Here is a 20665-nt window from a genome sequence, read left to right on the forward strand (position 1 = left end):
CAAAAATTTAAGAGAAATCATCAATCAAAAAAAAAAACAAATAATTCTTTTGGGCCATGGGCACCAAGGACAAGCGTCTTTTCAATATCGGCTGTTCTGCTTGGTCCTGTAATGGTGCTGATCATAGATGGAATCTGTGATCCATATTTGTTTTTGATCAATTGGAAGCCATCTTTAAGATCCATTACCATCTGACCAGTTCTGGCGATAACGATATGGTGATGAGGAAAAATGCTCAGTCTTCTTCCTGCTTCATTTTGATTGCTAAGCAGTATAGAGCCGTTTCTGGCAATTAAAGCTTCACACATGGTAATCCCGACTTCGGCCATTTCAAAGTCCTTGTCAGTCTTGTAGAATGGGAATTCATAAGTAGAGAGCAGATTCTGAAGCTCAGTTTCCCAGCAATAGATTTTTCTCCATTTAAACTTATCAGCCAGTTCCAGGATGTTTTCAATAAATTCAACACCATCTTCACAATAAATAAAATTGCCGGATACAGCGGTTAGCTGCTCGGCAAATAAAATTTCAGGAATCTCTGTATTGGCTTTGTAAAGCGGGGCTTCTTCCAAATTAGGATAAGGGTTATCTCTTTTTTCAAGCAGAGCTTTCCTTATCTTTTTTAGCATTAACTCCTTTGATGAAATATTCTCTTGCATAAAAAAATGGATTTGCTGTCACCAGAATACCTGGCGACAGCTCCATAAAGTTAATTATTACGATTCTGAATTTAAAGGCGATACTAAAGGAGCAGACGGATCTGTTGTTTCTCCAACGCCATCGTGAAGTAAACCTTCAGCGGCAGGCTTTTGATCGCCGGTGCCATTCACGAATTCATCATATGTAGTACGATTGTCAAAAGGACGTTTACCTAAGATTTCTTCCAGATCTGCCTGGAAAAGAATTTCTTTCTCCAGTAATTTTTCTGCAAGTTTCTCTAAACCATCTCTTTTGTCAACTAACAACTGCATTGTTCTTACATAAACTTCATTGATCAGTTTACGTACTTCGATATCAATCAGTTCAGAAGTTTTCTCTGAATAAGGTTTATTGAAGTTGTATTCGTTTTGCGGATCATGGAAGGAAACATTACCAATAGTACTGTTCATTCCATAAATAGTCACCATTGCATAAGATAATTTAGTGATTCTCTCCAGGTCATTCTGTGCACCTGTAGATATTTTACCAAAAAACAAGATCTTCTGCAACACGGCCACCCATAGTCATACACATTCCATCAGTAAGCTGCTCCGTAGTGTACAGGAACTGCTCTTTTGGTAAGTATTGTGCATATCCTAAAGCAGCAACGCCACGGGGTACAATAGATACCTTAACCAATGGATCAGCATGTTCAAGGAACCATCCTGCGATAGCATGTCCTGCCTCATGGTAAGCAACTATACGTTTCTCTTCAGGAGAGATGATTTTATTTTTCTTCTCTAAACCACCAATAACACGGTCAATTGCATCCTGGAAATCCTGCATATCTACAGATTCCTTATTTCTTCTGGCAGCGATTAATGCAGCTTCATTACAAACGTTTGCAATTTCAGCACCAGCGAAACCAGGTGTTTGCGCGGAAAGCTTTTTAGCATCCACAACCACATCAGTTTTGATAGGTTTCAAGTGGACCTTAAAGATCTGCTCTCTGCCAACTAAATCTGGTTTATCGATAGAAATCTGTCTGTCGAATCTTCCCGGACGAAGTAATGCGCTATCTAATACATCAGGACGGTTAGTTGCAGCAAGAATAATAATTCCTGAATCTGTACCAAATCCATCCATTTCTACTAATAACTGATTCAAAGTATTTTCACGCTCATCATTACCACCCATCATGCTGTTTTTGCCACGGGCACGGCCAATCGCATCCACCTCGTCAATAAAGATGATACATGGAGCTTTGTCTTTAGCCTGTTTAAACAAATCACGTACACGCGATGCACCAACTCCAACAAACATTTCTACAAAGTCAGAACCTGACAGAGAGAAAAATGGAACCTGAGCTTCACCAGCAACAGCTTTAGCCAGTAAAGTTTTACCTGTACCCGGAGAACCAACAAGCAATGCTCCTTTCGGTATTTTACCACCAAGATTAGTATACTTTTTAGGGTTTTTAAGGAAATCTACGATTTCCATTACTTCCTGTTTAGCTTCTTCAAGACCTGCAACATCATTAAACGTTACGTTTACCTGGCTTTCTTTATCAAATAAGGTCGCTTTAGATTTTCCGATATTGAAAATCTGGCCACCTCCACCGCCAGCGCCACCGCCCATTTTACGCATGATAAAGATCCAGAATCCAATGAATAACAACACAGGAATAATTACTGTGAAGAACCATGAATTGAATGTACTTTGTCTGGTTTCTTTATCAGCCTGAACCTGAGCATCAACAGGGACTGCTTTCTGTGATTCTGATAATTGCTTATCCAGTGCATCCATTGATCCTGCAGTAAATGATACTGTAGGGCCTCCGGTTGATCCGAAATTGCTTTTAGTCTGATATTTTTTATACTTCTCCTGATTCAGACGGTCGGTCTGGTTTGATAAATACATCCGCCCTGACCAGGTCTTCATATTTGTAAGCGACAATTTTTTGAACATCTCCCGGAGCAAGCATGTTCTTTTCAAATTCCTTGTACGTAATTGTTTTATTGGTATCATTGGTAAATAAAACGGAAACCAGGACAAGGCCTAAAATGATAGCAGCGTAAACCCAGAATATGTTGAAGCTAGAACCCTTTTGAGGTTTTTTTGGAATGTTCGGTATTCTCTTAATTAATTTGGGCTTAGTATTTTCTTTCTCTTTCATCGTTGATTCAAAAAAATGTATAAGGTTGTAACTGGTTATGCGCTTTGATAGGAAGTGGTCTGAGCATCGCCCCATAAATCTTCGATTCCGTAAAAATCTCTTTTTTCAGTTTTGAAGATATGAACAACAACATCAAAATAATCCAGGATTATCCATTCTGCGTTCTCTTGTCCTTCTTTTCTCCACGGCGTGGCTTCTGTGTTTTTGTAAATTGTCTTCTACACTATCTATCTGCGATAGCTTTTACTTGTGTTGAAGAGTCTGCGTTGCAAACTATAAAATAATCTGATACGGAGCTGTTTAATTCTCTTAAGTCCAGACGGACTATATCGTGGCCCTTTTTTTCCTGCATGCCTTGAACGGCTATTTCTGAAAGGTAGGTAGAAAGGTTTACTAATTTCTTTTTTACCATTAAAATGTTTTATTTTTGATAAATAACAACTATAAAATCAACTATTGCAAAATAACACTTTTTCAACACTATTTGTTGGTCAAAATCTTATCAAATTATTAGCAGTTGATTCTACCAATAATTTTTTGAAAAGGATGGTGTCAAATTCCGAGCCATTACCCGAAGGAACTGTTATTATGGCAGAGAATCAATATGAGGGCAGAGGGCAGGCAGGAAGCAAATGGCACGCAGAACCAGGCAAAAACCTGACTTTTAGTATACTTCTCCGTCCTTCATTTCTGCCGCTGGGCGAACAATTTAACCTGAATATGACTATTAGTGTCGCCATTCAGAAAGCGCTTTTATGTATTACCGGTACTGGTTTAACTATCAAATGGCCCAATGATATCTATTTTGGAGATAAAAAGATAGGAGGGATGTTATTAGAGAATATCGTCTCTGGAAGCCGTATAAAGGCCTGTATAGTCGGAATTGGGATCAATGTTAACCAGGAGGTGTTTGAAGCAGGGTTACAGCAGCGAGCAGGCTCGATCTTTCAAATTTTACAAAGTCATGTTGATTTAATAACGCTTTTAGCAGAAATTTGTAGTCATATAGAGGCAGGATATTTAAAACTTAAAGCTGGAAATCATGCTGGCCTGCGTAATGAATACCTGAATTCTCTTTATCAATTTAATGTAAAAGCCAATTACAGACAAAATGGCGAGATAATTGAGGGGAAAATCACAGATGTAAGTGAGAATGGGTTGTTAAGTTTAGAAACCAGTAATGGATTAAAAACGTATAATTTTAAAGAAATTGAATTTATTCAACCATAAACAACAATTATCATTTCATAAACACCAATATAATTTATAAACATGAAAAGAATAACCTTAGTATTTGCATTGTTATTATTCACCGTTCTTGGAGCATCTGCTCAGATCGAGACTCCGGTAAACTGGTCTTACGCACAAAAGAAGATCAGTAATACAGAAGCAATTGTTTATCTTAAAGCAACTATTCAGGATGGATGGCATATCTATTCTCAAACAGTGAAGGCTGGTGGTCCAGTTAAAACAACGATTAAATTTAACCCATCAAAAGATTTTACTAAAGTGGGAACAACCATAGAGCCTAAAGCTCTTTCTAAATTTGAAAAGGTTTTTGATATGAATGTAGGCTATTTTGAGAATCAGGTTGTATTTCAGCAAAAGATTAAATTGAATAAACCGGCTACTGTTGTAACCGGAACAATAGAATTTATGGTTTGTGATGCTTCAAAATGTCTTCCGCCGGATGAAGTGAAGTTTTCTGTACAAGTCAAATAGATTAGCTAATAAAAAAAAAAGAGTGTCAGGATCCTGGGACTCTTTTTTTTTGCCGTTTCCTGCCGAATATCGAAGTACAGTAAAATATTGGCTATCCAGTGACTCTATCCTTATTTAAACAAGAAATTATAAGTAATTTCACAGCCTTATAGAATAGGGTAATACCCGATCAGGTTAAAAAAACATGAGAATGAAGAAGTTAATTTTAATGCTTGGCTTGGTGCTCACAATGCTTTTTATGCATTCCAGCCAGAGTTTTGCTTTGATACAAAGCCATGATTCTACAGCAGTAAGTGAGGATATTCAATTTACCGAAATTGGTTCTGCGGCAGACAGTGCTAATAATGCTATCGTTAAGGACAGTGTTAAAAAAGATGCTGTAAAGACAGCGGCTGTCGTTAAACCTGTAAAGGAAATACAGCAGACTGAACAGGAAAAAACATTATGGCAAACCTTTATACAAGGGTTAATAGGAGGTTTCATTGCTTTCCTGATGCCTTGTATTTTTCCTATGGTTCCGCTTACAGTGAGTTTCTTTACCAAAAAAGCAGGCAGCAGGAAGAAGGGGATCGGGCAGGCGGTAATTTATGGTCTCTCTATTATTGTCATTTACGTGGCTTTCGGCTTATTGATTACCCTGCTTTTTGGCTCTGCAAAATTGAATGAATTGAGTAGCAGCGGATGGTTTAACTTTACATTTTTTATCTTACTGATTGTTTTTGCCATATCATTTTTCGGTGCTTTTGAAATTACCTTGCCTAGCTCCTTCGTCAATAAAATTGATCAGAAAGCGGATGATACTAAAGGTTTAGGCGGTATATTCTTTATGGCTGCGTCATTAGCGCTGGTTTCATTCTCCTGCACCGGACCAATTATAGGTACGTTACTGGTACAGGCAAGTTCAAAAGGTGAGATCCTTGCTCCCGCGATAGGAATGTTTGGTTTCGCTGTGGCTTTAGCACTTCCTTTTACCTTGTCGGCAATATTTCCTGGTTTCTCTGAGCAGTATGCCTAAGTCAGGTGGCTGGTTAAATAGTGTAAAGGTTTGTCTGGGGTTTTTAGAGCTTGCATTAGCACTTAAATTCTTATCTGCTGCAGATCTGGTATGGCACTGGGAGTGGTTTGACAGAGAGATATTCCTTGTTTTATGGATCGTGATTTTCTTCCTCATGGGTATTTATATTCTTGGAAAGATTAAGTTCTCACATGACAGTGATGTGCCTTATGTTTCGGTTCCGAGACTGTTTTTCGCTATATTCTCTTTCTCATTTGCTATGTACCTTGTTCCTGGGCTGTGGGGAGCTCCTGTTAATATCTTAAGTGGTATCGCACCTCCTTTAAATACACAGGACTTTATTCTGGGTGGAAACAGCAGCGGAAATCCGCAAGTATCATCAGATTTCCCGGCTATAGTTAAATATAACGATGTATTACATCCCCCACACGGGTTCAATGCTTTTTTTGATCTGGATGAAGGATTAGCTTATGCAAAAAAAGTAAAAAAACCTGTTCTGATAGATTTTACAGGCCATGCCTGCGTAAATTGCAGGAAAATGGAAGATAAGGTCTGGATAGATCCGCAGGTGGGGCATTTAATTAAGGATGAATATGTTTTGATACAGCTATATGTAGATGAGCGTTCGGTGAAAATGTCACCTGAAAAAGTTCATTATTCTAAAATTTTAAGAACTACCACAGATGATCTTGGCCGTTGGAACGGAGATTTCCAGGCTACTACTTATAATTCTAACTCACAACCATTTTATGTATTGGGCGGACATGATCTCGCCCCTTTAGTTGCCCCTCAGGGAGCAATTTTTGACGCTAAAGAATACGCTGCTTATCTGCAAAGCGGTCTTGATAAATTTAAAGCATCCAGGAAATAATGAATAAAATTAAAAACATAGCTGTATTAACATCAGGGGGAGACGCACCCGGGATGAATGCTGCCATAAGGGCAGTAGTCAGAGCGGGTATATATTATGATTTAAATGTTTCAGGAGTACTTAGAGGATATGAAGGATTAATAAATGGTGATTTTATCCCCATGGACCGGAAATCCGTAGCAAATATTATCCAGCGTGGCGGAACTATCCTTAAAACAGCCCGGAGCGATGACTTCAGGACTAAAGAAGGAAGACAAAAAGCCTATGATCAATTGATAAAGCATGAAATTGATGCTATGGTTGTGATTGGTGGAGATGGTACATTTACAGGAGCGAATCTATTTACCAGTGAATTTGATTTTCCGGTGATTGGACTTCCCGGGACAATAGATAACGATTTGGCTGGAACTGATTTTACAATCGGTTACGATACAGCAATCAATACCGTTGTCAATGCGATCGATAAAATCAGAGATACAGCAGAATCACATGACAGACTTTTCATTGTGGAAGTTATGGGCCGAGATTCTGGATTAATCGCTTTAAGAAGTGGAATTGGTGTAGGTGCAGAAGCTATTATGATTCCTGAAGCCAATATGGGCGTAGAAGGATTGATTTAAAAAAAGATTAGAATACGGAAGGAAGGATAAAGCTTCTAAAATTATTATAGTTGCAGAAGGTGATGAAGTGGGCGGTGCTTTTAATGTAGGAGAAGTCCTTAAAGAGAATTTTCCTAATTATGATATCCGGGTGTCCGTTTTGGGACATATTCAGCGCGGAGGAAAACCAAGTTGTATGGATAGGGTATTAGCCAGCCGTTTTGGTGTGGCTGCCGTTGAAGGTTTGCTGGAAGGCAGATCTGGCGGTATGGTTGGGCAAATCAATAAGGAAATTTTATTTACTCCTTTCGATCACGCTATCAAACACATCGATGCAGAAGAAGTGAGTCCTGCCTGGTTAAAACTGGTAGAGATCTTGTCTTTATAAAAAATTAATATGCTCTATTAACTAATGGAGCATATTAATTTTGTGGCATCTTGCTTATCATTAGTATTTTACTTACTTTTGCATCCCCGCTAGCATGAAGCTCCGGGAACTATGTTGAATACATACAACTTATAAAGAAATGGCAACTAAAATCAGATTGCAAAGATTCGGTAAAAAGAGCAAACCTTTTTTCCACGTAGTGGTAGCGGATTCTCGCGCACCGAGAGATGGTAAATTTATTGAGCGTTTAGGTTCATATAACCCAAACACCAATCCTGCAACCATCGAAATTAATTTCGAAAAAGCATTAGACTGGGTAAACAAAGGTGCTGAGCCTACGGATACTTGCCGTACTATTTTATCTCACAAAGGTATCTTGTACAAAAAACACTTACAAGGTGGTGTTAAAAAAGGCGCTTTAACTACAGAACAGGCAGATGCTAAATTTGCAGAATGGCTTTTAGCTAAAGACAGTAAAATCGAAGGCAAAAAAGACAGCTTGACTAAATCTAAAGATGAAGTTAAGAAAACTGCTCTTGCTGCTGAAGCTAAGAAAAATGCAGACCGTGGTGCTGCTATCGCATTGAAAAATGCACCAGTAGTAGAAGAAGTTGTAGCTGAAGAAGCAGCAGAGGAAACTCCTGTAGCTGAAACTGCAACTGAAGAAGCTCCTGCAACAGAAGAAACCAAAGAAGAAGAAGCATAGTATTTTGTAATTCTTGATTATAGCGAAGAATCCTTCATTTGAAGGTTTTCTTCGCTATTTTTATTTAATGTATAATTGATTTAGATTTTAATGACGCACGAAGAGGCATTTTATATAGGGTATTTTACCAAAACCAAAGGGTTGAAAGGCGAGATTCAGTTGTATTTTGAATATGACGAGCCAGGTCTGCTGGATCTGGATGTTATATTTGCAGATATCAATGGCAAGATGGTTCCTTTCTTTGTCTCAGTTTGTAAAATGCAGCCTAACAGTACGGGAAATATCTATCTGGATGATATCGATCATATTGATAAGGCGCAGCCTTTACTAAAGAAAAAGGTTTATTTGCCGCTTAGCAAAATGCCTGACCGTGATGATGAGGATTTTCACTATACTGATTTAAAAGGGTTTATTGTTTCTGATGAGACGCATGGCGAGCTTGGAGAGATTATTGAAGTCAATGAATATCCTCAGCAATTTGTGGCTACAGTTTCCTATAAAGAAAAGGAAATCCTGTTTCCTTTAAATGATGATATGATTGTTGAGATTGATGAAGATGCAGGTACACTGCTTGTTGATCTGCCAGAAGGATTACTTGATATTTACCTGTCTAATTAAATTTGTTTCTATGCGTTTTGATATCATAACAGTTTTACCTGACTTGCTTCAAAGTCCTTTTGCTCATTCTATCTTGCAGAGAGCGCAAACTAAAGGGATTGCCGAAATTTTAGTGCATAGCCTGAGAGATTATTCCACTAATAAGCAACGTAGCGTAGATGATTACCCATATGGCGGCGGGAGTGGTATGATCATGTCAATAGAACCTTTTGCACGTTGTATTGATGCATTAAAAGAGCAAAGGACTTACGATGAGATTATTTTCATGACCCCTGACGGAGTAACTTTGAACCAGTCAATGGCTAATGAGCTATCTATCAGGGAAAGGGAATGTAATTATTTTATGTGGTCATTATAAAGGTATTGACCAGCGGATCAGGGACATCTATGTGACCCGTGAAATTTCCATTGGTGATTATGTCTTATCTGGAGGAGAGCTGCCTGCTGCTGTTCTGGTTGATGCAATAGTGAGATTGATACCGGGCGTATTGAATGATGAGACCTCAGCTTTATCTGATAGTTTTCAGGGGGGATTGCTGGATGCTCCATTGTATACCCGTCCGGCCGATTATAAAGGGCACCAGGTGCCTGAAATCCTGTTGAGCGGCCATGAGTTAAAGATTAACAATTGGAGGCACGAGCAGGCTTTAGCTCGCACACAGCGTTTGCGCCCGGACTTACTGGAAGATTAAAGCATTTCTGATATATTATTATCTATAAACTGTTTTTATTCTTTAATTAATAATTTATTTGCCAGAATGTTTATTTGCAAATGAAAATTATTTATATATTTACGAAATAATATTTGTGGCCTGTTCTGAGGGGCACTAATAAATTTGTAAATAAATCCAACAAGAATGAGTGAAAGTATAGATAAATATAAGATCAATTATTTTTTAGACAAGCTTACCGTTAAGGAATATAAGTTTGCAATGAAGATGATTCCTAAATTGCTGAATATTTCTATGAACACATTTCATAATTACCGGCGGATCAAGATTGGGGAGACTCAGGATATTCCGTATGAAAAAGTTAAACTCATGGAAATTTTATTTGACACAGAAAGCGGGGCGCTGGAAAACACAAAAATGAATGGAAAAAGCCTTGTACAACTGCTTAGAGGCCAATGATAAGGGGAATATAATTTCCATTTACAAAAAAAATAAAAGAGAATTATTGTGGATTTCGTAAAGAATGTTGAAAAAAAACAAGAATCACTTTTTTTTATTAAATAAAATTCCTAATATTGCAGTCCGATTTTAAACAACAAAAAGTCGGCTTAATAGCTTAAAATCATGGATTTAGTAAAATTTGTTGAAGAGCAGGTAATCGCAAAGAACGAGTTTCCTGCATTCAAATCAGGAGATACAGTGAGTGTTCACTATAAAATTCGCGAAGGTAATAAAGAACGTGTTCAAATTTACCAAGGTGTAGTCTTACAACGTAACAGCGTAGGTGCTAATGAGACGTTTACTGTTCGTAAAATGTCTAATGGTGTTGGAGTAGAGCGTATCTTCCCAATCAATTCGCCAAACATCGCTAAAATTGAAGTTAACAGTCACGGTAAAGTGCGTAGAGCTAAGTTGTTCTATCTTCGTGAACTGACTGGTAAAGCAGCTCGTATCAAGTCTAAGAGAGTTTAATCTCTTTACAAAATATATAGGCCTTCCCGATAACCTCGGGGAGGTTTTTTTGTTTGTACCTGCCCTACTTTATTCTTCTGGCAATTCCTGGCGGCGTAATTTCCTTTTTTTCTTCACGGCTATGTTTATGAATCTTAAGAAAGGATTCTAATCAGTCTATTTATTCATATGGGGCCTGTTATAAAGAATGCGTAAATAAAGAGGTGTGATGCCACAAATAGAATCATACATCCTTTTTCCCTAACGCATTCTTTTTGTTGATTAAGGAGACGGAGACGTCTTATAGTGTTTGATGAAATAATACAAATAAAAGAGGGTCAATATCACGTACATGTACGCAATATTGACCCTCTTTTATTTTGTGTTGAAAGCTAAGAACTAAGCTAGTTCAGCCAGAACAGTAATTCCACCTTTAACTACCTGGTTTATTTCCAGATTAACTTTTGTACCAACAGGAAGGAATATATCAACTCTTGATCCGAATTTAATAAATCCGAATTCTTTACTTTGTTCAACAATATCACCTTCTTTAACATACCATACGATCCTTCTGGCAAGAGCTCCTGCAATTTGTCTGAATAATACTGGTGTTCCGTTTGCGTGCTCTACAACAACTGTAGTACGCTCGTTTTCTGTAGAAGACTTAGGATTCCATGCGGCAAGATAATTTTCCCGGGTGGTATTTGAAAAATTTAACTACACCAGCAATTGGATTTCTGTTTATATGTACGTTTACAGGGGACATAAAAATAGAAACCTGTAATCTTTTGTCTTTGAAATATTCATTTTCCTGTGTCTCTTCAATTACTACAACTTTACCATCGGCCGGGCAGATTACCAGATTTCCACCAGTAACAAATGATCTTGAAGGATTTCTGAAAAATTGAAGAACAATAACGAATAATGCGAATGAAGCAATATATACAGCCCATCTTAACCAGGTAACGTCAGCGAATCTATAGTCAATGATGGCATTCAGGACGAAGATAAAAAGGAGTGAGAGTGCGATGGTTGTATAACCTTCTTTATGTATTGTCATTTAAATATAAATATGTTTAGTGCAAAATTGTGAAAAATTTACGGGAATCAGGCTAAAGAATCAAGATCAGGAAATTGTACGGTAAATATGTTTAAGATTTCTACCCAGTTCATCATAATCAAGACCATAACCAACCACAAATTCATTTGGAATCTCAAAGCCTACATATTCCAGCTCTTTAATTGGTGAAAGTATCGCTTCAGGTTTAAAAAGAAGGCTGCAAACGCGAACAGAAGCAGGTTCCTGTAAATAACTTTTTTTTCTAATATATATTTTAGTGTAAGACCTGTATCAACGATGTCTTCCACTAAAACCAGGTGGCGGCCCTTAAGGTTTTCCGGCAAGCCGAATATCTCTTTCAATTCTCCAGTGCTTGTTAAACCACCTTTATAGCTTGAAACCTTCATAAAAGCTACTTCGCAAGGAATTTCTGTTTCCTTAAGCAAGTCAGCCATGAATAAAAAGCTACCGTTTAATACCCCAATAAAAATCGGGCGTTTATCTTTATAATCTGCATTGATTTGTGCTGCAATTAATTTTGTACGCTCATTAATGCGTTCGTTCGTGATCGAGATCCCGAACTTTCTGTCTCCAACTTCTATCGTATTCATCATTTTCTTTATAGCGAATTAATTTGCTTCTTTTTCCAGACGACGTTTTTCCCGCCTCTCCCTTCGCAATTCTTTTCTTGTTTTTTTTACTGTATCCTGTACTGTTAATTGTCTTGTTGTTGTGTCCTTTTTAGACCGGCCAAATAACCTGTCAAAAAGATTTTTTGATTCATCCTGCATTTTAACTGGTGTATCAGTATCTGTATCAAAGGCAGCGGTGTCAACTTTTGCCGAGTCAGGCAGCAGATAACGGCGTAAACCTTCTCTTAATCTTACATTATAAAAGCCATAACCACTAGTATCAGCAGGTGTTAAACCTCGTTTAGCCATTATTCTGCCCATATACCTGAAATAAGGCAGCATATAATCTTTAAGACCTCCATCGCCGCGAAACTTGAACATTGCAATTTTAGGACGTGGCACTATATTGGCCAGAAAGATCCCCTCACCAATACTCAGTTCTGATGGGCTTTTTCCAAAATACTGTCTGGATGCCTCACCAATTCCATAAATGTTTCCCCATTTCAATGATATTGAAATAGACCTCAAGCATCCTTTGTTTGCTAATCAGACGATTGTTTTCAATTAACCAGACAATCAGGATCTCTTCTGCTTTACGTGCAAGTGTTTTCTGCCTGCTTAAGAACACATTTTTTACCAGTTGCATTGAAATGGTACTTCCTCCCCTGACGAATTTTTTCTCTTTGAAATTGATCACAAAAGATTTGCGGATTGATTCTTCGACAAAACCTTTGTGTGTATAAAAAGAAGGGTCCTCAGAAGTTAACAATGCATTTTTAAAATTACTGGAAATCTGGGAAAGAGGAGTGTAATTGGGATTAGAGGGGCCTATCGTGATGTCGCGCATAGGCTTTCCGTATTCATACGGCGTATATACAAAAGTATCGTTGATCTTTTGCAGGTTTAATTTGCCCCATTTAACTATTTTGAAATTATACGGTGTGAGTGCGGAAGTAAATTTTAAGCTATCGGGCGTTTTGCTGTCCAGGTAGAAATTAAGGTCATATTTGATCTTTCCTTTAACCTGCAATCCATCAAGGGATTCAAAGAGTCCTTCTGGAAATGCATTTAAAACAGCCTGAGCATCCTGTTCATCGGCATGAAGCTTCACTTCGTATATTTTATTCGGGGAAAGTGTGTATTTTAAATAAGGGTGAATAGCAGCTTCTTTTAAAAACACAGTTGATGTACTGTCCAGTGCAATGAAATTTGGTCCGATCAGCATGTCTGCATCAATCTTTGCATTCTTTACTATAATATCGTTAGAAGCGATCTTAGTATGGTTAATCAAGAGGTTTTTCACAGACCACGAACCGGTGATTTTGAAGTTATCACCACTGTATTCTGCACTTTTCATCTCCGTTCTGATCGTATCAAAACTAAGTTTTGCATGCAATTTGTTTTCCAGGTAAGGCAATTCTACTTTTTGACCATCAGCAAAGAAAATCACATCCATTTGCTTTTTCCCCGGTTTCAATTTACCATCAATATGCCGGTCGCCACACGGTCATTCACCAGAATGGTTGATTTTAAGTCGCCTCCATCAATTGTTGCTGTCGTAGTCAGGAAATTCAGTTTTGCAGTATCGTTATCATTCAGTGTAAACAACAGGTCCTTCATCTCCATATCGTCAGGGATTTTATTCAGAACCTGGTTAAGTACATCATGCGCAATTTCACTCAGATCAATTTTTGCTTTATTATCTTTTTTATCTTTCTTTTTTTTCTTTTAAGGATGAAATCCAGGTTTGTAAGGCTATCCTTTAAAACCACACTTACTTTTCCTGTATTTAAAGCAACTTCTGCCAGTTTAACGTCCCCGAAGAGTAAAGGGAGTAACTTCACTCCAATCGTAAGGTCACTAACTGTAGATAGCGTATCCCGGTCCTTAGGTACTACAGAAATATTTTTCATGTGTACGGTACTTAACCCGTTAAAGCCAGCACTGCCTATTTTTATTGCTAGTCCATAATCAGTATCTGCTTTCTTTATAGCCTTAGCTAGCTATCATTTGTTTAAGTAAAGCTTCTCTTTTGCTATAAGCAATGGAACCAAGGATGATCAATAACACAAGAAATACCCCTAGGACCCACGCACCTGCTTTGATGTATTTTTTAGGGATGTTTATTTTTGGAAGACGCATGCTGTAAAATAGATGTTTAGTTGCTTAACGTTAAATGCAAATGTTTATTTCGTGTTAAAATTACACTTAAAAAGCCTAAAATCAATTAATTGTAACGTCCTTTTGTTAATTTTGGGCAATGAATATTAGCAACGAACAAGTTTTAGCTGCTTTGAGAAACGTCGAAGACCCTGATCTTAAAAAAGATCTGGTGACATTGAACATGATTAAGGAGCTGAGCATCGAAGATAAAAAAATAAGTTTCACCTTAGAACTCACCACTCCTGCGTGTCCAATGAAGGATATGCTTAAAAATGCCTGCTTAAACGCGATCAAGCATTTTGTAGATAAGGAAGCGGAAATAAATATTAAGATTACCTCAAGGGTAACCAAACCAAACCAAATGATACCACCCAGTTGAAAGATATTAAAAATATCATTTTAGTATCTTCTGGTAAAGGTGGAGTCGGGAAGTCGACAGTTGCCAGTAATCTTGCTGTTACTTTAGCTGCAGACGGAGCTAAAGTTGGGTTAATTGACGCGGATATTTACGGACCTTCGGTGCCAACTATGTTTGGCCTTCTTGGAGCAAAACCAAGTGCAAGAGAAACGCCGGAAGGAAAAACACTGATCCTGCCAATTGAAAAATATGGTATCAAGCTGTTGTCATTAGGTTTCTTTGCCGATCCTGACCAGCCTGTGCCATGGCGTGGACCGATGGCTTCCAATGCAATCAAACAATTATTTAATGATGCAGATTGGGGAGAGCTGGATTATCTGATTGTAGATCTTCCTCCGGGAACCGGGGATATTCATATCACAATTACCCAGAGTTTCCCAATTGCGGGTGCTGTAATTGTGACAACCCCACAGCAGGTTGCTTTAGCAGAGATACAAGAAAAGGTCTTGCAATGTTCAGAATGCCTGGGATTAATATTCCCGTATTAGGAGTAATTGAAAATATGGCTTACTTTACGCCAGAAGAATTACCAGAAAATAAGTATTATATTTTCGGTAAAGATGGCGGAAAGGCTTTGGCAGCCTCTTTTGATGTGCCGTTCTTAGGGGAAATACCTCTGGTTCAGGGGATTACTGAAGGTGGGGATAGTGGTACGCCTATTGCAATGGATAAACAGAGTCAGACCTCAATTGCATTCTCTCAAATGGCAGGAAAAATTGCACAACAGATTGCAATTAATAATGCATTGCGAACAGATTGCTAAAAAATTAGTAAATTTATATTTTAAAATATATCATGGATTTAAAAAAGAACAAGTAGAGCAAGCATTAGAGACTATCCGTCCTTATCTTAAGGCAGATGGAGGTGATGTTGCGATAGAAGAAATTACGTCGGATAATGTCGTGAAATTGAAGTTATTGGGAAACCGGATCTTGCAAAATGAGCTTTATGACCATGAAAGCAGGGATCGAGCAGGCTATTATGAAAGCTGTACCGCAAATTACTGCGGTTGAAGCGATTAACCTGACTGAATCAGTTTAGCCATTTAACAAAATTTAACTAGTCACTGTAAGAATTACAGTTATTTTTGTAAGATGAAATACATTATTACGGTCGTTTTGATTTTTTTTACTGCAGGGCTGTTTGCACAACAAACGCCTTCAGGGAAGAAATTGATTCAATTTTCTGGTATTATAACAGACAGGGACAGTGGTTTTGTTGTCCCTTACGTGACTATAACCAATAAAACTAACCATGATCAGCGTTATGCTGCCAATTATAAAGGTTATTTTTCATTTGTAGCCAACCCGGGTGATACTTTAATCTACAACGCTATCGGATATACTGATAAAGTTGTTTTGATTCCATTTGAGGTTAAGGATTCAAAGTATACAGCAATGGTAAAAATGAAATCAGAGATTATTTAGCCGGCCGTTCGTGTTTATCCCTGGGCTACAGTCGAAGAGTTCACAAAAGATTTCCTGGCGATGAAAATAGCGGATGACGATATGGAAATCGCCAGAAAAAAAATATGTCCTCACATTCCATTAATGGGAAAATTCAATATCTCCCCAGGGATGCTGGAGAGATATCTTCTACTAATTTCCGTATAGATCAGGAAAGGGCATTGAATAAAAATATGGTGCAAAGTAATCCATTGTTAAACCCTTTTGCCTGGGGTAAGCTGATGCAGCAGATTTTTAGTGGTGATAAAAGCAGACAAAATAACAACTAGCGCTTCTTATTGCGCTGTTGTGGAAACTTCATCCTGTAATCTGCGTGAATATCTCCTCTTGAAATTGAATCCAGCTTAGATTTTAGCATTCTCTTACGTAATAAGCTTAGCGTATCCGTAAAGAGCTTGCCTTCTATGTGGTCATATTCATGCTGTACAACGCGAGCAGGCATACCTGATAACGATTCTTCATGCATTTTCCAATTCTCATCATAGTACTGAACCTTGATATTTGGTTTACGTAATACGTCTTCTCTGATTTCTGGAATACTCAGACATCCTTCGGTAAAAGCCCATGGCTCACCTGTTTCTTCCAAAATAACAGCATTAATAAATACTCTTTTGAAACCCTCTTTTCCGTCCTCATCTGCACCTGTATCTACGATGAATAACCTGATTGGCAGCCCGATTTGAGGTGCAGCCAGACCAACACCACTTGCTGCGTACATGGTGTCAAACATATTACTGATCAGTTTTTGTAAATCCGGATAGTTTTCATCAATGCTTTGGCAAACTTTCCTTAAAACAGGATCTCCATAAGCTATAATTGGTAATTTCATCTGTATAATATTTTTTGACCTGTTTAATGCATACAATTTGTATGATATTATTGCTATCGCTCATTTGAGGTGTGCAATATATTTTACAAAAGTACGAATATTAGAGCCTGTTTAAAATTTATCTTTTAACCGCGCCTTTAACCAAGTGGGTAAAAGGTTAAGACACTAAGATTTTTTTCATCCAGAATTTCATCTGCAATCTGCGCCATATCCTGTGTTTTGACAGCTTCTATTTTCTCAAATACTGTTTCCAGGCTATCTATTTTATTATAATCAATCAGGCTTTTTGCCATGGAAACAATTAAACCAATCCTGTTTTCTTCTCCAAGAGCAATTTGTCCGATGAATTTATTTTTTGCCTTTTGAAGCTGTACTTCAGTCAAAGGGTTTTCCCTGATTTTTTTAAATTCTTTGTAAATAAGAGAAGTTGCCTTGTTTACTTTTTCTTTATCAGTACCAAAGTATAAAGTGAAAATACCAGTATCGCTTAAAGGGCTGTATCCTGACTCTATACTATAGGCAATACCGTGCTTTTCTCTGATTTGTAAATTCAGAATAGAGCTCATTCCGGTACCGCATAACAGGTTATTCAGCAATAACAGGCCAGTTTTAAATGGGTGATGCAGAGAATATGCGGTCGAACCAATCATCGTATGTGCCTGCATAATCGGCTTTTGATCGATACGTGTAATTACGGATGATTTGGCAGGTGCTTTTCTGTTGTCCTGATGTGTGTTTTCAGGAATTGCTTCATAATATTTGGTGAAGATTTTAACTGCCTTAGGCAGGCTGTAATTCCCCAATACTGCAACAACGATTTTGTCTGTATTATAATTGTCTGCTATAAAATCTTTAATGTCTTGTCTGGAGAGCTTATTAACGCTTTCTGTAGTTCCCAGGATATTTCTTCCTAAAGAGTGATCCGCAAATACGAGATCTTCAAAATCATCATAAATAGCCTCTTCAGGCTGATCCAGATAGGAAGCAATTTCGTCAAGGATGACCCCTTTTTCTTTTTCCATTTCCTCTTCAGGAAAGGTCGAATGAAATACAATATCATTGAAAAGTTCCAGAGTCCTGTCTAAATAAGGATGAAGAAAGGACGCATGAATACAGGTATATTCTTTAGTTGTGTAAGCATTTAAATCTGCCCCAACACTTTCTAACCTGTTCAGAATCTGATTGGTATTTCTTTTTTCTGTACGTTTAAAGATTAAATGCTCAATAAAATGGGCAAGTCCGTTCTGGCTTTCGGTCTCATCGCGCGAACCGCTGTTCACTATAATACAAGCGTGAGAGATCGCTGATGCTGAGGGCACGTGAAGAAGACGAATGCCGTTTGGCAGTGTGTGTACATTATATTCCATTCTATGCAAAGATACAGAAGAACATTGCTAACCAATTGTAATATTCTTTCTTAAAAAGATGATGAAGAACCCCCACCGCCGAAATCGCCACCGCCGAACTTGTTTTCTGTTCCCTGTGGGGCATCCAGCTGAGTGGTTGCAATGATCAGGGATTCAACATTAATTCCGCCAGGGACCGTATCCTGCTGTAGTTCTTCGGATGTAAAGCCATATTTAGGTGTTTTAAGATGCCTGATAACCCAGTATGAGCCTCCAAGAGTAATCAGGCCTATCAAAACAAGTGTGCTTTCAATAGGCAGCACATGGTAATAGTTTTTAAAAGTAACCGCAGCGATAGCAATTAAAATTAATCCTGTACGCAATTGGATTACATCTTTTTTATAGAGACCAAGACCAACATATATGAATGGTACAAGAATCGTCCATGGCCAGAAAAAAACGGGATAAGGGACTTTATAGGGGCCAATAGTTGTATAACCATACAATTCGTTTCCCAGGTGCTGGACTACATAATAGTTGCCTGCAAGATATAAGGTGAGTAAACTACCTGCCTGCAGAACAAGGAAACAATGCTGGTAATGAATAAATTTCGGACTGTTATGCTTAATATAAGAAAAATAATAGACCGCAGCTGAAAGCAGCATAACTAAAAATGGAGTAATTGCTACACCAAAAGAAAGATAGAAAATGACTAATACCACAGCAAGGACCAACATTGATAAAAAGCAAAATAATGCCATCAGGCTATCTGCGAATCTTATAGTAAGGTACAGGCTCAGTAAAAGTGCAAAGCTGACAATAGGTATGGTAGGCAGAAGATCATTGTAGTTGCCAAAATGCCAATTATATCTTGCCGTGGTCCAGACGAATGCAACGCAGAATAGGCCGCCTGAAATCCAGATCAGTGCATCATCAGTACCAGATCTGAAATGATGTTTATTTTTAACCACAAGCTCAAGAGCTACGTAGCTTATTAATCCTAAAAATAAAATCCAGCCACTGCTGTCAACCATCCCGGAATCCCAGAACATATAGCTTAGCAAACAACCACCAAACAGTGCTATAACGCAGGTTAGAATAAATAATCCTGTTCTCACGAATATATTCGGGGAATAAAATCCAACGGGATTTTTTTTTTCTATATTTTTAAATTCTTCTTTAGTCAGGTCACCAGCTGCTAAAGACACATTCATTTGATCCTGTATAATCAGGTTCTTCAGCCATGTTTTATTATAGATGATCATATTTCTTTTTTTTTTTTTATTCAGATGAATCAGGGCTATAATTAAACCGATTGCTGATCCAATAAAATAAAGTAATCCAGTAACGAAAGCAAGCTCTGAATCCATGTTAAATAGAATTCTTACGACCAGTGTGCTGATTGCTGTATAAACGTAGAGAATAACCAGTAAAAGGAAATAGAAGGACTTGTTTTTTAATGCATCTCTATATAAAATGAAACCCACAATCAGTACTGCAATTAACCATAAAAAGCTTAAAGGGTTGTTGTAGAAGCTGAAATAACCAGTGAAAAGAGCGAGAAAAGAAATATTCAGTCCGAAATTCTGATAAGTGAATTTAAAGTGTTTTTTGAAATTGTAATGCTCGGAAAGGTAAGCCGCTGCCAATAAAATCAGCCCTAAAAAAAGATAAGGGATAATCAAGGGTGTGCTGCTGTACAGCCCATTTGAAAGTATCGTGTACGGGGTGATCGAGGCACCTAACCAAATAGCCAGATTTGTAATCGCCATACTTAATACCCCTATATGGTCAAATTCGTAAGCGACATAAAATAGGATAAGCATTGGAAGGAAGGTTGCCAGGCCATAATTATCACCAAAAACGTGATATTGAAACTGAAGATAGCCTAAAAAGGTCAGCAAGCTCAGGCAGCCCAATAACAGGATATAATCATAAAATGAATTTGGAGATTTAACTTTCTCCCTGCTAAATGGATTTCTTTTTTTTATACAATAAACAAAACAACCGGCACAGACCCCTGCGATGAAAAGTAAAATGAACTGATGACCAATCGTATCGATGTTTTTATAAATGAGGATTCCCAGGCCTGTACTCAAAAGTGTAACCCCTAGATAAAGCAGGGTTTTGAGTTCCCAATGCAAAGAGAATAGTGGGTTTTCATGTTTTTCTGCTATCTTTTTGAGCGTATCACTATTGATGAGCCCCTCGTCATGCAGTTTTTTATAGAGGTCAGTATCCATTGTAAGCAGATGAATTTTAATTTCTAATGTAAGCTTACGAAAATTTAATTGTTTAAGAGCCGGTTTAAAATTTCTCCGCTGATTTTTTTTTAGTTTAATATACTGTCAATTTGACAACCGGAATCAAATTGGAACATCCCTTGATAAAGCCGTTA

At 37.8% G+C, this 20665-nt stretch carries 15 protein-coding genes and 9 pseudogenes; 13 read left to right on the forward strand and 11 right to left on the reverse strand.

The genetic code is table 11. The annotated features are described in order from the left end of the window. Positions 1–20 precede the first annotated feature (20 nt). The 3 genes and pseudogenes from ACWYN3_RS29120 to rsfS all read right to left on the reverse strand — a co-directional run bounded on the left by ACWYN3_RS29120 (position 21) and on the right by rsfS (position 3224). Positions 21–656 carry a LutC/YkgG family protein gene (locus ACWYN3_RS29120; RefSeq protein WP_456217449.1) on the reverse strand — a complete coding sequence of 212 codons (636 nt, stop codon included), beginning with the start codon at positions 654–656 and terminating at the stop codon, positions 21–23. Between the two features lie 57 nt (positions 657–713). Further along, positions 714–2812: pseudogene (gene ftsH / locus ACWYN3_RS29125) on the reverse strand (ATP-dependent zinc metalloprotease FtsH). Between the two features lie 35 nt (positions 2813–2847). After that, a pseudogene (rsfS, locus tag ACWYN3_RS29130) lies at positions 2848–3224 on the reverse strand (ribosome silencing factor). Positions 3225–3268: 44 nt separating this feature from the next. On the opposite strand from rsfS, the gene ACWYN3_RS29135 reads away from it, so the two are divergent. From ACWYN3_RS29135 to rplS, 9 genes and pseudogenes are all read left to right on the forward strand, one after another. Beyond that, a complete protein-coding gene (locus tag ACWYN3_RS29135) occupies positions 3269–4042 on the forward strand; it encodes a biotin--[acetyl-CoA-carboxylase] ligase (RefSeq protein WP_456217450.1) in 774 nt (257 codons plus the stop codon). A 42-nt stretch (positions 4043–4084) separates the two neighbouring features. Next, on the forward strand, positions 4085–4534 hold the full coding sequence (locus tag ACWYN3_RS29140; RefSeq protein ID WP_456217451.1) for a protein-disulfide reductase DsbD domain-containing protein: 450 nt from the start codon (positions 4085–4087) through the stop codon (positions 4532–4534). Between the two features lie 208 nt (positions 4535–4742). Beyond that, positions 4743–6420: pseudogene (locus tag ACWYN3_RS29145) on the forward strand (protein-disulfide reductase DsbD family protein). Beyond that, positions 6420–7407: pseudogene (pfkA, locus tag ACWYN3_RS29150) on the forward strand (6-phosphofructokinase). Before ACWYN3_RS29145 ends, pfkA begins: the two co-directional pseudogenes overlap by 1 nt. Before the next feature lie 139 nt (positions 7408–7546). Next, on the forward strand, positions 7547–8113 hold the full coding sequence (locus ACWYN3_RS29155) for a 30S ribosomal protein S16 (protein ID WP_456217452.1): 567 nt from the start codon (positions 7547–7549) through the stop codon (positions 8111–8113). 90 nt (positions 8114–8203) lie between these two features. Further along, positions 8204–8731, forward strand: coding sequence for a ribosome maturation factor RimM (rimM, locus tag ACWYN3_RS29160; RefSeq protein ID WP_456217453.1), 528 nt, complete (start codon positions 8204–8206; stop codon positions 8729–8731). 10 nt (positions 8732–8741) lie between these two features. Beyond that, a pseudogene (trmD, locus tag ACWYN3_RS29165) lies at positions 8742–9423 on the forward strand (tRNA (guanosine(37)-N1)-methyltransferase TrmD). A gap of 165 nt (positions 9424–9588) precedes the next feature. Continuing rightward, positions 9589–9861, forward strand: coding sequence for a hypothetical protein (locus ACWYN3_RS29170; RefSeq protein WP_456217454.1), 273 nt, complete (start codon positions 9589–9591; stop codon positions 9859–9861). Between the two features lie 165 nt (positions 9862–10026). Continuing rightward, entirely contained in the window at positions 10027–10374 is a 348-nt protein-coding gene (gene rplS, locus ACWYN3_RS29175) for a 50S ribosomal protein L19 (RefSeq protein WP_041883657.1), read from the forward strand. 378 nt (positions 10375–10752) lie between these two features. On the opposite strand, the pseudogene ACWYN3_RS29180 reads toward rplS, so the two are convergent. From ACWYN3_RS29180 to ACWYN3_RS29200, 5 genes and pseudogenes are all read right to left on the reverse strand, one after another. Further along, positions 10753–11413, reverse strand: a pseudogene (locus ACWYN3_RS29180) (phosphatidylserine decarboxylase family protein). Between the two features lie 161 nt (positions 11414–11574). After that, complete coding sequence (locus ACWYN3_RS29185; protein WP_456217455.1) at positions 11575–12027, reverse strand: phosphoribosyltransferase; 453 nt, start codon at positions 12025–12027, stop codon at positions 11575–11577. 15 nt (positions 12028–12042) lie between these two features. Then, a pseudogene (locus ACWYN3_RS29190) lies at positions 12043–13501 on the reverse strand (biosynthetic peptidoglycan transglycosylase). A 17-nt stretch (positions 13502–13518) separates the two neighbouring features. Next, complete coding sequence (locus ACWYN3_RS29195) at positions 13519–13671, reverse strand: hypothetical protein (RefSeq protein WP_456217456.1); 153 nt, start codon at positions 13669–13671, stop codon at positions 13519–13521. A gap of 53 nt (positions 13672–13724) precedes the next feature. Next, positions 13725–13958 (reverse strand): hypothetical protein, encoded by a 234-nt coding sequence (locus ACWYN3_RS29200; protein ID WP_456217457.1) that lies wholly within the window; start codon positions 13956–13958, stop codon positions 13725–13727. Positions 13959–14305: 347 nt separating this feature from the next. Between ACWYN3_RS29200 and ACWYN3_RS29205 the strand changes: the two are divergent. From ACWYN3_RS29205 to ACWYN3_RS29220, 4 genes and pseudogenes are all read left to right on the forward strand, one after another. Next, positions 14306–15389: pseudogene (locus ACWYN3_RS29205) on the forward strand (Mrp/NBP35 family ATP-binding protein). Continuing rightward, a pseudogene (locus ACWYN3_RS29210) lies at positions 15367–15667 on the forward strand (NifU family protein). The pseudogenes ACWYN3_RS29205 and ACWYN3_RS29210 overlap by 23 nt, the downstream one beginning before the upstream one ends. A gap of 53 nt (positions 15668–15720) precedes the next feature. Then, positions 15721–16053, forward strand: coding sequence for a hypothetical protein (locus tag ACWYN3_RS29215; RefSeq protein ID WP_456217458.1), 333 nt, complete (start codon positions 15721–15723; stop codon positions 16051–16053). A gap of 104 nt (positions 16054–16157) precedes the next feature. Then, the gene (locus ACWYN3_RS29220) at positions 16158–16361 is read left to right on the forward strand and encodes a hypothetical protein (RefSeq protein ID WP_456217459.1); all 204 of its coding nucleotides are present in this window, start codon (positions 16158–16160) and stop codon (positions 16359–16361) included. Here ACWYN3_RS29220 and def read toward each other — a convergent pair. The 3 genes from def to ACWYN3_RS29235 all read right to left on the reverse strand — a co-directional run bounded on the left by def (position 16358) and on the right by ACWYN3_RS29235 (position 20510). Then, positions 16358–16921 (reverse strand): peptide deformylase, encoded by a 564-nt coding sequence (gene def / locus ACWYN3_RS29225; RefSeq protein ID WP_456217460.1) that lies wholly within the window; start codon positions 16919–16921, stop codon positions 16358–16360. The genes ACWYN3_RS29220 and def overlap by 4 nt on opposite strands. 137 nt (positions 16922–17058) lie before the next feature. Beyond that, positions 17059–18288, reverse strand: coding sequence for a M16 family metallopeptidase (locus tag ACWYN3_RS29230; RefSeq protein WP_456217461.1), 1230 nt, complete (start codon positions 18286–18288; stop codon positions 17059–17061). 50 nt (positions 18289–18338) lie between these two features. Beyond that, positions 18339–20510 (reverse strand): DUF2157 domain-containing protein, encoded by a 2172-nt coding sequence (locus tag ACWYN3_RS29235; protein WP_456217462.1) that lies wholly within the window; start codon positions 20508–20510, stop codon positions 18339–18341. Positions 20511–20665: the final 155 nt, after the last annotated feature.

The organism is Pedobacter sp. NJ-S-72 (assembly GCF_053890575.1).

Excerpts from the sequence above, each read along its gene's own strand:
- ACWYN3_RS29235 (WP_456217462.1), bottom strand. The coding sequence starts at position 20,510 with ATGGATACTGACCTCTATAAAAAACTGCATGACGAGGGGCTCATCAAT.
- ACWYN3_RS29195 (WP_456217456.1), bottom strand. The coding sequence starts at position 13,671 with ATGGAGATGAAGGACCTGTTGTTTACACTGAATGATAACGATACTGCA.
- ACWYN3_RS29200 (WP_456217457.1), bottom strand. The coding sequence starts at position 13,958 with ATGAAAAATATTTCTGTAGTACCTAAGGACCGGGATACGCTATCTACA.
- rimM (WP_456217453.1), top strand. The coding sequence starts at position 8,204 with ATGACGCACGAAGAGGCATTTTATATAGGGTATTTTACCAAAACCAAA.
- ACWYN3_RS29220 (WP_456217459.1), top strand. The coding sequence starts at position 16,158 with ATGTCCTCACATTCCATTAATGGGAAAATTCAATATCTCCCCAGGGAT.
- ACWYN3_RS29185 (WP_456217455.1), bottom strand. The coding sequence starts at position 12,027 with ATGATGAATACGATAGAAGTTGGAGACAGAAAGTTCGGGATCTCGATC.
- ACWYN3_RS29120 (WP_456217449.1), bottom strand. The coding sequence starts at position 656 with ATGCAAGAGAATATTTCATCAAAGGAGTTAATGCTAAAAAAGATAAGG.
- ACWYN3_RS29170 (WP_456217454.1), top strand. The coding sequence starts at position 9,589 with ATGAGTGAAAGTATAGATAAATATAAGATCAATTATTTTTTAGACAAG.
- rplS (WP_041883657.1), top strand. The coding sequence starts at position 10,027 with ATGGATTTAGTAAAATTTGTTGAAGAGCAGGTAATCGCAAAGAACGAG.
- ACWYN3_RS29230 (WP_456217461.1), bottom strand. The coding sequence starts at position 18,288 with ATGGAATATAATGTACACACACTGCCAAACGGCATTCGTCTTCTTCAC.
- ACWYN3_RS29155 (WP_456217452.1), top strand. The coding sequence starts at position 7,547 with ATGGCAACTAAAATCAGATTGCAAAGATTCGGTAAAAAGAGCAAACCT.
- ACWYN3_RS29215 (WP_456217458.1), top strand. The coding sequence starts at position 15,721 with ATGAAATACATTATTACGGTCGTTTTGATTTTTTTTACTGCAGGGCTG.
- ACWYN3_RS29140 (WP_456217451.1), top strand. The coding sequence starts at position 4,085 with ATGAAAAGAATAACCTTAGTATTTGCATTGTTATTATTCACCGTTCTT.
- def (WP_456217460.1), bottom strand. The coding sequence starts at position 16,921 with ATGAAATTACCAATTATAGCTTATGGAGATCCTGTTTTAAGGAAAGTT.